The 13,426-nt window shown below is 52.1% G+C and carries 12 protein-coding genes; 5 read left to right on the forward strand and 7 right to left on the reverse strand.

The window, feature by feature from the left end; translation table 11 throughout:
• Positions 1-22: 22 nt before the first annotated feature.
• A complete protein-coding gene (locus tag AACZ40_RS11035; RefSeq protein WP_291180312.1) occupies positions 23-1,195 on the reverse strand; it encodes a GntR family transcriptional regulator in 1,173 nt (390 codons plus the stop codon).
• A 192-nt stretch (positions 1,196-1,387) separates the two neighbouring features.
• Between AACZ40_RS11035 and AACZ40_RS11040 the strand changes: the two genes are divergently transcribed.
• From AACZ40_RS11040 to AACZ40_RS11055, 4 genes are all read left to right on the forward strand, one after another.
• Positions 1,388-2,872, forward strand: coding sequence for a hypothetical protein (locus AACZ40_RS11040; RefSeq protein ID WP_291180315.1), 1,485 nt, complete (start codon positions 1,388-1,390; stop codon positions 2,870-2,872).
• A 193-nt stretch (positions 2,873-3,065) separates the two neighbouring features.
• Positions 3,066-4,085 carry a Gfo/Idh/MocA family oxidoreductase gene (locus tag AACZ40_RS11045; RefSeq protein WP_291180318.1) on the forward strand — a complete coding sequence of 340 codons (1,020 nt, stop codon included), beginning with the start codon at positions 3,066-3,068 and terminating at the stop codon, positions 4,083-4,085.
• A gap of 20 nt (positions 4,086-4,105) precedes the next feature.
• Positions 4,106-4,909, forward strand: a complete 804-nt coding sequence (locus AACZ40_RS11050; RefSeq protein WP_291180321.1) for an SDR family oxidoreductase — start codon at positions 4,106-4,108, stop codon at positions 4,907-4,909.
• A 120-nt stretch (positions 4,910-5,029) separates the two neighbouring features.
• Positions 5,030-6,667 (forward strand): Na/Pi symporter, encoded by a 1,638-nt coding sequence (locus AACZ40_RS11055; RefSeq protein ID WP_291180322.1) that lies wholly within the window; start codon positions 5,030-5,032, stop codon positions 6,665-6,667.
• 18 nt (positions 6,668-6,685) lie between these two features.
• Here the strand turns inward: AACZ40_RS11055 and AACZ40_RS11060 are convergent, their stop codons facing one another.
• The 4 genes from AACZ40_RS11060 to AACZ40_RS11075 all read right to left on the reverse strand — a co-directional run bounded on the left by AACZ40_RS11060 (position 6,686) and on the right by AACZ40_RS11075 (position 10,538).
• Positions 6,686-7,144, reverse strand: coding sequence for a hypothetical protein (locus AACZ40_RS11060; RefSeq protein ID WP_291180324.1), 459 nt, complete (start codon positions 7,142-7,144; stop codon positions 6,686-6,688).
• Positions 7,145-7,299: 155 nt separating this feature from the next.
• Positions 7,300-8,322: a DUF1559 domain-containing protein gene (locus AACZ40_RS11065; protein WP_291180326.1), complete on the reverse strand. Its 1,023-nt coding sequence runs from the start codon at positions 8,320-8,322 to the stop codon at positions 7,300-7,302.
• A gap of 69 nt (positions 8,323-8,391) precedes the next feature.
• The gene (locus tag AACZ40_RS11070; protein ID WP_291180329.1) at positions 8,392-10,008 is read right to left on the reverse strand and encodes a LamG-like jellyroll fold domain-containing protein; all 1,617 of its coding nucleotides are present in this window, start codon (positions 10,006-10,008) and stop codon (positions 8,392-8,394) included.
• Complete coding sequence (locus AACZ40_RS11075; RefSeq protein ID WP_291180332.1) at positions 10,008-10,538, reverse strand: sigma-70 family RNA polymerase sigma factor; 531 nt, start codon at positions 10,536-10,538, stop codon at positions 10,008-10,010. The genes AACZ40_RS11070 and AACZ40_RS11075 overlap by 1 nt, the downstream gene beginning before the upstream one ends.
• A 224-nt stretch (positions 10,539-10,762) precedes the next feature.
• On the opposite strand from AACZ40_RS11075, the gene AACZ40_RS11080 reads away from it, so the two are divergent.
• Positions 10,763-11,212, forward strand: a complete 450-nt coding sequence (locus tag AACZ40_RS11080) for a GNAT family N-acetyltransferase (protein WP_291180335.1) — start codon at positions 10,763-10,765, stop codon at positions 11,210-11,212.
• Positions 11,213-11,228: 16 nt separating this feature from the next.
• On the opposite strand, the gene AACZ40_RS11085 is transcribed toward AACZ40_RS11080, so the two are convergent.
• Both AACZ40_RS11085 and AACZ40_RS11090 read right to left on the reverse strand, forming a co-directional pair.
• Positions 11,229-12,461, reverse strand: a complete 1,233-nt coding sequence (locus AACZ40_RS11085; RefSeq protein ID WP_339674441.1) for a DUF1501 domain-containing protein — start codon at positions 12,459-12,461, stop codon at positions 11,229-11,231.
• Between the two features lie 195 nt (positions 12,462-12,656).
• Positions 12,657-13,426 (reverse strand): DUF1553 domain-containing protein (locus AACZ40_RS11090; RefSeq protein WP_339674442.1); only part of this gene is annotated, 770 nt, incomplete at its 5' end.

Raw genomic sequence — 13,426 nt, forward strand, 5'->3', positions numbered from 1 at the left:
GTAAATGACCGGTTGCAGCAGCTCAAGCAGTGGGGGCGGGGGGCGGCCCCAGGGTTTGTCCCTTGCTGGTATTAATAGGCATGGGGAAGACTTCCGCAGAATCCAGGGGCAGCGTGCCCTGTTTCATCTGCGTGAGCAGTTCTGCTGCTTTCTGGCCAATAGCGATTTCGTCCACAGTAATTGAGGAGAGACGGCTCTGGATTGCGCCGTTGCGGACGGTGCCTCCGAAGCCCAGCAGCGAAATATCCTCGGGAACCCGCTTTCCCAGTTTCCCCAGCAGCAGGTAGATCAGTTCAGCCAGGGAATCGAAGGTCGCAAAAATGGCGGTGGGAGGCTGTTCGCGCTGGAACATGGTTTCCAGTGTCTGCAGCAGGTCCTGTTCGTAATCAATGGGATGAAGCTGGGAACTCGGGCCATGGAAAATAAATGGCTCCGGGCAGGGTAACGCTTGTGACGCAATCGCTTCGCGCAGACCTGCTTCGTATTCGATCGAAGCACTGGCGCGATGCGGCGAAAACAGGGCCAGTGAACGATGTCCCTGTTCCAGCAGCGTCGTTCCAGCCAGTCTGCCCACATCACGGAAAGGAATGGAGAGCAAGGGGGCCTGCACGCCTTCCACTTCGCGATGGCAGAAAACAACAGGAATGCCATGCTGCTGGAGTTGACGGATCTGGTACGCCGGGGTCGCTGGAACTGTGGCGGGGACCAGCGCGACTCCCGCAACATGTTTATCAATCAGCTGCAGAATCGTATTCCCCTGGGCGTCAACTTTGTTCTCGGTACAGCAGACAAGAACCTGGTGCTGGGTTAACGAGGCAGCCTGTTCAAAGCTGCGTTGCAGGGAAGGGTAATAGCCTGTACGCGTTTCGGGAAGAACAAAGGCAAAAATATCCAGTGGTTTGGAAACCGGGAGTGGAGGCCTGGTGCTGACAAAAGAACCTTTGCCATGGATCCGATTCACCCAGCCCTGTTCTTCCAGCAGTTGCATTGCGTTGCGCACAGTAGTCCGGGCCAACTGGTGTGTTTCGCAGAGCTGATGTTCGGAAGGCAGGGCTTCACCGGGACGAATCTCCCCCGTCGTGATCTGCTGGATGAGCTGTTCAACGAGCACCATATATTTGGGACGCTGTTTTCCAGCGGAATGCGAACCGGTGGGCGTTGTGTTCTGGATTGTCTCTGGAGCACGTGCTGCCATGGTTTCGTTTTTTAATTCGATTCAGGGTTGAAATTGGATGCGGATGTGGTTACTTGTATTTAAATAAGATACAAGTTGTTTGTGTGATGTCAACTGTGAATATAGATGTAATGGTGAAAATCAGGTCGGTCGCTCCGTGTGATCAATGGTAAACAGGTACAACATGTCTTAACTGGCAGTAAGGGGATTCAGATGAAGCAATTGATGGTAATGCTGTTGGTAGTCCTGGGTTTTCTGGATCTTTCACAGATCCGGTCTGGTGAAGAGAAGCAGGCAGAAAAGCCACTCGAAATTGGCGATCGCCGCGAACTTTTTGTGGATGATTATCTGATTGGGAGTCTGAAAGGTGCGGAGCTTCGACTGCATCATCCCGTTGATGAAGGGCCTGTGTTGAAGTTTGATCAACCCTGGGAGGGGCTGTTTTGTGGATACTGTACGATCATCAAGGACGGTGATGTGTATCGGGCCTACTATCGAGGACGACCCAGTGCCGGCGCTGATGGTGATGTGGGTGAGGTCTATTGCTATGCAGAATCCAAAGATGGCGTGAACTGGACCAAGCCGGAGTTTACGCAGTATGAGAAGCAGGGACATAAGAAGAACAATATCATTCTGGCTGACGCGGCGCCGATGACGCACAACTTCTCTCCGTTTCTGGATACCCGCCCGGATGTCCCGGCAGCTGAAAAGTACAAGGCGCTGGGGGGAACGATGAAGAGTGGTCTGGTCGCTTTTACTTCTCCCGATGGGATTCACTGGAAACAGCATCCCGCCGGAACCGTGATTCCCACAAAGCTGGTGCCTTATCCGTATATGTTTGACTCACAGAATGTTGCTTTCTGGTCTCCTGTTGAGAGCAAGTATCTCAGTTATTTTCGGGTATTCAAAGATAAAATTCGTCGCATCGCCCGCAGCGAGAGTGATGATTTCATTCACTGGTCCGCGCCGGTATTGATGGAGTATACAACCCTCGACGGCGAGGCTCCGATTGAGCATCTTTATACGAACCAGACACATCCTTATTTCCGTGCTCCTCATATTTATCTGGCGATCGCCGCCCGGTTCATGCCGGGACGCCAGGTGCTGACCGATGAGCAGGCGAAAGAAATTGGTGTGCATCCCCGTTATTTCAAGGATACCTCGGATGCGATTCTGATGACGACACGCGGCGACGATACCTATCAGAGAACGTTTCTGAGTGGTTATATCACCGGAGGCATCGGTGCCCAGAACTGGGTTTCACGGACGAATTACCCTGCATTAAATGTGGTGCAGACAGGCCCCGCGGAAATGTCGGTGTATGTGAATCAGGATTATGCCCAGCCGACGGCACATCTGCGGCGGTACTCGTTACGTCTGGACGGGTTTGCTTCATTGCATGCCGACTATGCGGGGGGCGAGATGGTTACTAAACCGCTGGTATTTGATGGATCAGAGCTGTCGCTTAACTTTTCCACTTCCGCTGCCGGGGGGATCAAAGTTGAAATTCAGGATGAACAGGGACAGCCGCTTCCCGGGTTCACGCTGGCTGACTGTCGTGAGCAGATCGGCAACGAAGTGGACCGGGTTGTCTCCTGGAAGCAGGGGAGCGATTTGAAATCGCTGAGTGGCAAGCCGGTGCGTCTGAAGTTTGTGATGAAAGACGCGGATCTGTATTCGCTGCAGTTTCAGAAATGAGTGAAAAGTTCGGTACATGAAGATAACTCCGGAGGAGCTGAGAAAATGAACTCAGTCTTTTCCGGAGTTTTTTGATGGCCTCTTCTTGCTGATTCGCAGCGTCGCTTTAAGATGAGTATTTGAGTTTCAGGTAACCCGGGATCAAATTGAATATCATTTGCATGCCAACCAATTGTTGAGAGAGCAGACAGCGATGACGGAACAAAAACGATTACTGGTTGTGGGCGTTGGTTCAATTGGTGAGCGGCACTTACGTTGTTTCCAGTCGACAGGTCGAGTCGAGGTTTCGATCTGTGAATTGAATGACGGGTTGCGATCAAAGATTGCGGATCAGTACGGAGTCGAGCGACAGTATGCGGATCTGGAAACCGCGCTGTCGGAGCCGCACGATTGTGCGGTCATTGCCACGCCTGCCCATGTGCATATTGCCAATTCGATTCAGGCAGTCCAGGCGGGGCTGGATCTGTTTATTGAGAAGCCGTTAAGCACGAGTGTCGAAGGGATTGGAGAACTCCAGACGCTGCTGCAGGAAAATGATCGTAAGGCGGCAGTTGCGTATGTGTATCGTGCACATCCCGCTCTGGCAGCGATGAAGTCGGCACTGGACTCCGGTAAATTTGGCAAGCCGGTTCAACTGGTGGTCGTTTCAGGACAGAATTTTCCCACGTATCGCCCGGCTTACCGGGATATTTATTATAAGTCACATGCCACCGGCGGGGGTGCGGTTCAGGATGCTTTGACGCATTCGATGAATGCCGGCGAATACCTGGTGGGCTCCGTGGATGCACTTGTGGCAGACTTCTCACATCAGGTGCTGGAAGGGGTTGATGTCGAAGACACCGTACACGTCATCACCCGGCAGGGTAATGTGCTGGGCAGTTTCAGTCTGAATCAGCATCAGCCTGCGAATGAATCGATGATTACTGTCATCTGTGAGCGGGGTATGCTGCGATTTGAATATCAGAAAAGCTGGTATCGCTGGGTTACTGAACCGGACGGGGAATGGCAGGTCGGTTTCCAGGAAACACTGGAACGAGATACGTTATTTCAACGACAGGCGAGTGCTTTTCTGGACTATCTGGATGATACAAGTCCGCCTTTATGCCCGCTCTCAGCGGGGCTGCAGACGCTGGCGGTGAATCTGTCGATTCTGGATTCGGTGAAAAAACGAACCTGGATAGAACCGGCTCAATTTCTTTCTTCCTTAACCTGATCTGATTTTTTGAGAGTGCAATGAATTCTACACCCGAACCGACGATCCAACAGTTATTTGACCTGAGTGGCAAGACCGTGCTGATTTCCGGTGCCAGCGGTTACCTGGGAAGCGCGATGGCCCGGGGACTGGCCGAAGCGGGTGCACGACTGGTAATCAGCAGCCGCAATGCAGAACGGGCACAACAGGCGGCCAGTGAACTGCCCGACCCGCAGCAGGTGGGACATCTGGGAGTCGAACTGGATCACATGGACGAAGCGTCTCTCGAACGGGGCTTTGAGTCGGCCTGCGAGGCAGCCGGTCAGATTGACGTACTGGTAAATAATGGCAACGATCCGGTGGGTGAAGACTGGCGGACGGTCACAGCTGAAGCTTTTACGCGTCATCTGCAGAATGCAACCGGTTTTTTTCTACTGGCTCGCAAGTTGAGAGATCATGTTGTGTCGCGACAGGCGCAGGGCAATGTGATCATGATTGGCTCGATGTATGGTGTTGTGGGCTCTTATCCGGCTGCATACGAGGGCATCTGTAATGCCAGCCCGGTTGCTTATCACACGATGAAGGGGGGCGTGATTCATCAGACCCGGCATCTGGCCGTCTACTGGGCGAAAGACGGAGTGCGAGTGAACTGTCTGAGTCCCGGTCCATTTCCTTCCGAGGCAGCACCGGAGGGACTGGCAGAACGATTGAATGCGCACAGCCCCATGGGACGCATGGGAAAGCCGTCTGAATTGAAGGGGGCAATCGTCTTTCTTGCCAGTGATGCCAGCAGTTACATCACAGGGCAAAATCTGCTGGTCGATGGTGGCTGGACGGCCTGGTAGCATACCGGACAAGATGACGGTCTCGAAATGCCCCGCTGTTTTGCTAGAATAAACGATTGCTGACTGCAGCAGGGACTGCGGAGATACGTTTGATACTGGTACAACACTGCTGGAATTGCCATGGATGCAGGGATAACTGATTCAATTGGTGGCCTGGGCCTGTTTCTGCTGGGCATGGTGATTCTGACCAGTGGCCTGAAAGATCTGGCAGGCGGCACAATTCGACGGATGATTGCCCGATTCACCAAAAGCATTCCGACCGGGATCGCGACGGGGGTCATCGTCACTGCTATTCTGCAGTCTTCAAGTGCCACGACCGTCACAGCCGTCGGATTTGCCGGGGCAGGGCTGCTCACATTAACCGAGTCGCTGGGGATTGTATTCGGTGCGAATCTGGGGACAACCGTCACCGGATGGATCGTGGTTCTGTTTGGTTTCAAACTGAAACTGGGGCAGATTGCCTTTCCGCTGGTACTGGTGGGGGTGCTGCTCAATCTGTTTGGTAAGAAACGAATCGGCCTGATCGGATTCACCATCGCCGGATTCAGCCTGATTTTTGTGGGGCTCGATATTCTGCAGGAAGGGATGTCCGGCCTGGCGGAGATGGTCAGCCCGGAATCATTTCCGCAGGACTCCTGGTGGGGCAGGCTGCTGTTGCTGCTGATGGGAGTAGGCATTGTGCTGGTCACACAGTCTTCCAGTGCGGGTGTCGTGATGGCGCTCACCGCGCTGCATTCAGGAGCTATTTCCCTGGCCCAGGCGGGTGCGCTGGTGATCGGCTTTGGTATCGGTACCACCTTTACTGCGCTGCTCGCCTCACTGGGGAAATCGGTGGCCGCGCGACGCACCGGGCTGGCGCATGTATTCTACAGCCTGGTGACTGCGACTCTGGCCTACTTTCTGTTGCCTGTCTATGTCTGGTTCTGGGAAGAGTATGCCGGCCCCGCCAGTGGCATCTCATCCGATATTGCGCTGGTGACGTTTCATACGTTGTTCAATCTTCTGGGACTGATGCTCATAGTCCCGTTTACGAAACCATTTTCCGCGTTGATTATTCGCCTCATCCCGGAAGCCGTTAATGATCAGACAGAAAGACTGGATGAATCTTTGCTTTCCAATCCTAACGTTGCCATCGAAGCGGCACGTTCGACACTGGTTGACGTGTTTCAATGTATTCTGCAACTGATGCATAAGCTGTTCACATCCGAAGTGGCGCGGGAAGAACTGGATGAAGAATTTGCTCAGTACCATGATACGCTGGAAACCACCTCCCATTACCTGCGACAGATCAATGTGACCGGTTCGGATCAACCGACGGTCCATTCTTCGCAGGAAGTGGTATTGGCGCTGGATCATCTGCAGCGTTTAATGCGGCGGTGCGATGAAATGGAACGACTGAGTTCAGCCAATGAGAACCAGACTCTGAGCAGGTTTGTGGATGAGCTGAACGAAAAGATTCAGCATCTGGAGCAGACCTTAAATAATGGTTTTTCAGAGAGTGATGAAGGAGCATTGCAGGACTTCTGGGAGAATTGGGATAGTCAGCAGAAAGAGACACGTCGAGAATTTACCCAGTCAGCGACTACTGCCGATGGTCAATTCGATAACCTGCTGCAGCAACTGGATGCCTTTCGCTGGCTGACGCGCATCAGCTATCATCTCTGGCGTATCGTGCATCATCTGCAAGGCGCCCGGCTTATTTCCAACGGTAAACAGGAACAAGCCCCCGCTGCACCCAGGGAGACAGAAGAGGCTTGATTTGAATGAGAAACGGTTTTATTTTTTGTCTTCCAGTTCGAAGGTAAAATCATTTTCCTGATCTGGTTTGACATTCGCAGTGAGTCCCGATTTTTGCGCGTTTCCATATACTGTGGGGATCAGCGATGTTTCCTTGATGACCACATCTGCTTCATCCAGATTGGCTCCCTCTGCAGGGCCTTCGGTCCGAATGCAGGTAATCGCCACACGATGTTCCCCTGCGATCGCGCCGTCGCCTTCTTCGAAAGTGCGCAACTGAAAATGACCGTCTTTATCAGTACGTCCGACGGCCGCCTGTGTCTGAGCACCGTTGGACTGGAAGACGATGGTTGCCCCCTCAAGTGGTGACCCGTTGAACTTTACCGTACCAGAGGCGGGGTAAGTGGGAGGACGCTGTTTTGTCCATTTGTCTTCTGCCGATCCGGAACAGGCCGGGCAGAGAATTATTAAGAGTAATAAAATCAGTGAGCGACGCATGTGAGCAGCTTTCTTTTAAACAGAAAAAATGAATGTGAATGGAACTCTTGAAGGTGGAGTTCCATTCACAGAGGAGAATGATGCAAATGGAAAGCATGATCAGGCGGCTCGAATCGGGCCGCACCGAAGTCACAGGCTTTCACTTTGAAGGTAACTTAAAACTCACCCAGTGTTTCTCCCCCATTTTTTGATCCCAGTGCTCCCCAGATGCCGTAAGGGCTGTTACCGGAGGCAACTTGAGAGGCGCTGATATCCCCTGTGTCGATATTCTCGCTGATAAAGCGGACGGCACCGTCGCCCATCAATAGATGGACTCCCCCCTCATGTCGACTGGATGGGGGCTGGATCCCTTGTGTCGTCTGGCCATTACAGACAGGCGAGTTTGGTGGCAGGATGGTATTGAAATTAATATAACCTGATCGACCATCGGTCCAGCGTGTTCCCAGAGAACGGTTTCGGTCGAGTAGCCCTGTGGTAAACGCCCCATTGACGAAGCTGGCAAGGCATGCGGAAGGATTACTGGAGTTCGTGGTGGAATTGGTTCCTACACCATTGGCGGGTGTCAGTGCCCCTGATCCGGGAGGGCGAATACATTCTGAAACCATCGCAGTATTACTGGTTCCATCAATAATATCCCGAATACGGACACTGGACTGGAACCCAAAAACGCCCCGCAGGTTTCCTGGGGAAACGGATTGGAAGTTACTGTATTGATCGCCGATGGAGAACAGGTAGTTATGCTGCCCTAAATCGGTGATATCATTTGTGTTGACATCAGAGGGGCAGTTGATGATCGGCAGTTTGGTTTTATAGGCCGGAAATCCGGTATTCCAGACATAAGATGTGGAACCCAGGTTGCCGGTGATCTGTTCAAACAGCGGTGCCTGGTCAATGTAAGGCAGCAGTGGGATATAAGCGCTGAATCGTGAGTCGAGTCCGCAGGTGGTGCAGGTACTTTCGTAAGGTCCGATGCGACTGGCGGGAAAGGTGCCGTGCGTAGAATGATAATTGTGAAGCGCCAGTCCGATCTGTTTCAGACTGTTTTTACATGTGCTGCGACGGGCGGCTTCGCGTGCCTGTTGAACGGCGGGAAGCAGGAGTGCAATTAAGATGGCGATAATGGCGATTACGACTAACAGTTCAATCAGTGTAAAGCCTCGTCTGGACTTGAATATCATTATGAAATCCTGATTTGAAAAAAGAGATAAAAATGAGTCTTGAGAACCGTTCATAAGACTCTAAAAATGCTATTTAGAATTGGAATTCTGTTGCCTCTGATAACGCGCGGGGATTCCATTAATGAAGCGGACATCAGAGATATCACCTCCCCAGTGTCGCGAGATATCTGTCAGGGTGGATCCACCAATGGCCAGCACTCCCCCTGGGGTTAAGGGGGTGATATCTGCGATGTCTGTAAGTGTCTGCTGCAGGTCAGGTCTGGAACTGAATTCCGGTGTTCTCGTAAATGAGACAATACTGTCATGCGGAGCCGCGGTGTTCGCATCGTAGGTGAATACGATGTGGTACCAGCGGTCCTGTTCCCAGGGGACAGTTTTTTTGGTTTGAAATGAAACATACCTGTTGTCTGAATCCAGGAAGCCAAACCCCAATGTGCCGGAATGATCGTCTGTAAACAGATTGAATTGTGAAGTAGAGTGCAGTTTCGTATTTCGATAATGAAACAGTGTGTCAGAATCCCCCTGCTGTTTGATGTTGGGGTTGCGGGCCCAGAGTTCGATTGTGAACCGCCGCATATCGAACAGGGCTGCCTCCTGTTCTGAGAGTGTGCGGAACAGTTTATGGTATTGTGTTTCAAACGGGCCGGCTGCCGAAGTAATGTTTTGGGGTGCGGGGCAGCCCGTAAAGGGAGACTGTCCCTGCTTATTCAGAATATTCAGATGCAGAAGATTGTCTCCTGAGTCCTGGGCCGTTTGTGAAGTTTCCCGCTCATTCAGTTTCCAGTGGGCAATCAGCCGTGGCTGATCTGGTACAATGTTTTGAACAAACAGTTCCGGCGTCGAAATAATACGCGTCATCTTTCTGGAATCAGCCTGGACGCGGACCGCGGTGTTTTCCGTCAGATCGCGGGTGATGGTTGTTTCGCGAGATGAATTCACCAGATCGAACCGGACAAGCCCCTGCAAAACATGCACTTCTGTTTCGCGAGTGGGGGTCACGATCAGTCCAAAAGATGTTCCCAGATCCACTACGCGGGAGGTGGGGGTATCGACTGTCAGTCCCTGCGATTGGGGCGGAACATGGGCAAACAGATTGCCTTCGTCAAGCATGAACTGATCTGCTTGCACCAGTGTCAGGTGTGAAACTCCCTTGAGAATCACTTTCGCGCCTGTGATGGTTTCCAGTTCGATGATTCCCGCGTTGAGATGGATTTGATCGCCGACATGCAATATGTCGTCTGGCTGCCAGGCTGGTTTTCCTTCTGACCAGATCGTGTTTTTTGTATTAATGATCCGGGCCAGAAACCGGGGATTCTCTTTCTGCCAGAGTGAAGACGTCAAGAGATACACGGCTGCGAAAATACAAACTGAAAATGCAAGGATCGCGGATAAGGCTTTTCGGCGATCCGGGGCAGACGGTTTTGTTTCCAGGAATTCAGGGATGGTTTTCAGCTCGCCGGAAGGCAATGGTTCATAATCGGTAGAACGCCCCAGTGGTCCTGGATCGACGATGCCCTCCCACTCCAGATTCGCACACATACCGGAATACTGGATAAAGAAGTCTCTGGCGGAATCGGATTGCAGGACCAGTTTCTCCAGACGACCGGCCTGTCGGGAAGAGAGGTTTCCATACTGGTATTCCCAGCAGAGTTGCATCAGTTCTTCCTGTTCCTCAGGAGTTAACATCAGAAAAGGTCTCCTGAATGAAGGCGTCTTTGAATACAGCTGAAAAGGAGATCGTGGGCGCGTTTCAGAGTTTTGTAGATCGCGTTGGGAGTCCGTTTCAATTCCTGGGCGACGGTATTCGGGCTGGCATCCGGTTCATAGATTTTTTCGAGAACTTCTTTCTGTCTTTGTGACAGCAGTTCGAAGCAGACGGACAGGGCAGCCTGTTGCTGATCCAGTTCGTCAACGGTCACCATCGCGCTTTCAGCAACCCGAGTGTAGAATTCATTGCTGAAAATATTGCGTTCGAGATTCTGGCGTCTTCGGTAATTGAGAACCTCAAAGCGCACGATCTGACAACTCCAGGCCCAGAAGTTCGATCCGGTCTCGAAGGTATCAAATTTGGACCAGAGCACGGTGCACGTATTCTGGTAGATCTCCTCGGCATCCGTTCGATTGTCTACCAGCGATCTGATAAATCGGTAGATTCTCTGACTGTGCCGCGAGAACAGTATAATAAATTCAGTTGTCCGGTCGGTCGCTACCGCCATTTTCAGTACCTCTCACTGAGTCGCGATGAGAGTCGTCTTTACAAACCCAACCCTTATTGAATACAGCGTGAATGTGCTAAAATTAGCCTCGGAAAATTGAGGAAAACTGTAAGTCCGTTTATATGATGAGGTTTCAGCTCAAGTTTTTGCGGGGATGGTGATAGAATACAGAATCATTTAACGAAGCTGGTGGGGGTGGTTATGTATAGAAGTCTGGTGACCGAATGACACAATTCATTGAAATCTCTTTTCTGTCAGAAAATTATGATCAGGCCTGTCAATTACGAAACGAGATTTTACGACAGCCTTTAGGTCTGGATTTAAGGGAAGAAGATCTTTCTGCTGAAGCAGATTATTTTCATTTTGGGATTTTGGAGGGAAGTCGAGTGATCGCCTGTGGGCTGGCGATACCGGTTTCGGCGGTGAAAGCGAAAATCCGCCAGATGGCTGTGGCTGGGGCTTTTCAAAATCAGGGTATCGGGAAAAAACTGTTATACAACATCGAAGCCAGTCTTCAGCAGCGGGGTTTTGAATTGCTGGAGCTGGATGCGCGTGCTACTGCGGTGGGCTTTTATCAAAAACTGGGTTATGAGAAAGTGGGAGAGGAATTTCAATCGGTTTCGATTCCCCATCAGCGGATGAGAAAATCGCTTAAAAAGTCATTGCAGGAATGATCAGCGAAAACTTAAATTATCCGAGTAATTCATTAATCACGGCACCTCCTGTCTGACTGAGGACTTTAAAGCGACCTTCGTGGAAATAGGTGAGCTGGTTATCATCCAGGCCCATGATATGTTCCAGGGTTACATGCAGGTTTTTGATCGGGTTAACGACTTCGACGGCGTGATCCCCGATTTCGTCGGTGGCTCCAATCCGATGACCGGCTTTGACGCCACCACCGGCCATCCACAGGACCATGCCTTTTGCATTGTGATCTCGTCCGGCGGCCTGTCTGCCGCTGCGGATGCCATTATCGGGTGATCGACCGAATTCTCCCGTCCAGACGACAAGCGTGTCTTCCAGCAGTCCACGGGCTTTCAAGTCCTTAAGCAGAGCCGCGATGGGTCTGTCGACAGCCTGGATGCGTGCTTTATGAGAACGTTCCAGAAAGTCATGTGAGTCCCAGCCCGCGGCATAGATCTGTACGAAGCGGACTCCTTCTTCGACCAGCTTTCGCGCCAGCAGGCAACGGCGACCGAAACTGTCGGTTTCGGGTTGTCCCAGCCCGTACATTTCCTGAGTCTGCCTGGTTTCCTGGTCGAGATTGATAATGTCGGGGACCTGGGCCTGCATGCGAAATGCCAGTTCATACGATTCCATCCGGGCCGCCAGGACCTGTTCATGCGGATGACGCTGCATGTCTGCCTGGTTCAACTGCGACAGCAGATCCAGGTTTTTGCGTTGTGTCTCACGGGTGACATGCGCGGGGGGATTCAAATCCAGAATGGGAGAGCCCTGGGAGCGTAATGCCGTACCCTGAAAGTAAGCGGGTAAAAATCCATTCGACCAGTTGGCAGAGCCACCCTGCGGATAAGCAACTTCCGGGAGCACGATGAATGCGGGCAGATTCTGATTTTCGGTTCCCAGTCCATAAGTCATCCAGGAACCAATGGCCGGGTCACCGCCGAACCGGTTGCCGGTATTCATATGATAGCAGGCGGTGGGGTGGTTGATCGATTCTGCCTGCAGGCCATGATACACACAGAGATCGTCAGCGACATCGGAGAGATGAGAGAAATGTTCGCAGAGTGAAATTCCTGATTCGCCGGCCTGCTTGTGTTTGAAGGGACTTTTGATGTAGTAGCGTTTTCCGCTGGCCATTGCAGAAACCTGATTGTCTTCACGGAGGAATTCTTTGAGGTGCAGCTTTTCCAAAGCGGGCTTCGGGTCGAAGGTATCCAGATGACTGGGTCCCCCTTCCATGAACAGGAAGATACATGCTTTGGCCCGGGCTTTGATGTGGGGATCACGTGGTTCGAGCGGTTTTCCAGTTTGAGATGCGCGGGCTGCGGTGTAGATTTTTCTTCAGCCTGAAGGAGCGCATTGAGGGCGACCGTGCCCAGGCTGGCACTCATCCCGTATAAAAAGTCGCGACGTTGTAATCGATGCATGGGCAGTTTATCGCAGATAAATAAATTCGTTGGAGTTCATCAGGACAAGGCACAGCTCCGCCAGGGCACGGGTGGCTGCATCCACGTCCCAGGGTTTGAGATCCTGTACGTAATTTTCTGAGAGATCAAGTTTTTCGGTCCAGCTGAACGATTCGCCTGTCAATTCTTCAATCATTTCCCGTTTCACTTCACGAGGCAGAGGGATTTTCTGAGGTGGATGCTGTTCGTGATAAGACTGCATCTGTTGGACATGTTTTAATGCCAGTTGCAGTTCGGATGATTCGGGCTTGCGTAACACGACCTGCAGAAAGGCGTTCTGTACAGCGTCTTCCTGCGTCTTTGTATTCTGAATGATGTCGTGTGCGAGGGCCAGGGCACGGTCATGAGTGAATTGTCCATTGAACAGGGCAAACGCCTGCGGAGTGACTGTCGTCTCATCACGGCGTTCGCACGAGGATTCACTGCCCGGTCGATTGAAGACTTCCAGCATCGGGTCTGACAGTGTGCGATAGCGAAAGGCATACAGCGTGCGGCGGTTCCGTTGTCGGGGCAGGGGCATCGGCTGATAAGCGGGAGCCACAGAACCCATGATATGGCGTGGTTGCAGTGCGACTTCCCAGTTGATTTCCGGGAAGACTCCAGGCCCTCCCATCTCAGGATTCAGTTCACCTGTCAACGCCAGCAGGGAATCGCGGAGCTGTTCTGCAGTCATTCTGCGTGTGGGGAAATGAGAGAGAAGTCGATTACGGGGGTCGACTGTCTGAACCCGCTCTGCAT

The organism is uncultured Gimesia sp. (assembly GCF_963972345.1).
Lineage (GTDB): Bacteria > Planctomycetota > Planctomycetia > Planctomycetales > Planctomycetaceae > Gimesia.

What these genes read in the sequence shown, in the direction of transcription:
- AACZ40_RS11035 (WP_291180312.1), bottom strand. Translation starts at nt 1,195, where the DNA reads ATGGCAGCACGTGCTCCAGAGACAATCCAGAACACAACGCCCACCGGT.
- AACZ40_RS11040 (WP_291180315.1), top strand. Translation starts at nt 1,388, where the DNA reads ATGAAGCAATTGATGGTAATGCTGTTGGTAGTCCTGGGTTTTCTGGAT.
- AACZ40_RS11045 (WP_291180318.1), top strand. Translation starts at nt 3,066, where the DNA reads ATGACGGAACAAAAACGATTACTGGTTGTGGGCGTTGGTTCAATTGGT.
- AACZ40_RS11050 (WP_291180321.1), top strand. Translation starts at nt 4,106, where the DNA reads ATGAATTCTACACCCGAACCGACGATCCAACAGTTATTTGACCTGAGT.
- AACZ40_RS11055 (WP_291180322.1), top strand. Translation starts at nt 5,030, where the DNA reads ATGGATGCAGGGATAACTGATTCAATTGGTGGCCTGGGCCTGTTTCTG.
- AACZ40_RS11060 (WP_291180324.1), bottom strand. Translation starts at nt 7,144, where the DNA reads ATGCGTCGCTCACTGATTTTATTACTCTTAATAATTCTCTGCCCGGCC.
- AACZ40_RS11065 (WP_291180326.1), bottom strand. Translation starts at nt 8,322, where the DNA reads ATGATATTCAAGTCCAGACGAGGCTTTACACTGATTGAACTGTTAGTC.
- AACZ40_RS11070 (WP_291180329.1), bottom strand. Translation starts at nt 10,008, where the DNA reads ATGTTAACTCCTGAGGAACAGGAAGAACTGATGCAACTCTGCTGGGAA.
- AACZ40_RS11075 (WP_291180332.1), bottom strand. Translation starts at nt 10,538, where the DNA reads ATGGCGGTAGCGACCGACCGGACAACTGAATTTATTATACTGTTCTCG.
- AACZ40_RS11080 (WP_291180335.1), top strand. Translation starts at nt 10,763, where the DNA reads ATGACACAATTCATTGAAATCTCTTTTCTGTCAGAAAATTATGATCAG.
- AACZ40_RS11085 (WP_339674441.1), bottom strand. Translation starts at nt 12,461, where the DNA reads ATGGAAGGGGGACCCAGTCATCTGGATACCTTCGACCCGAAGCCCGCT.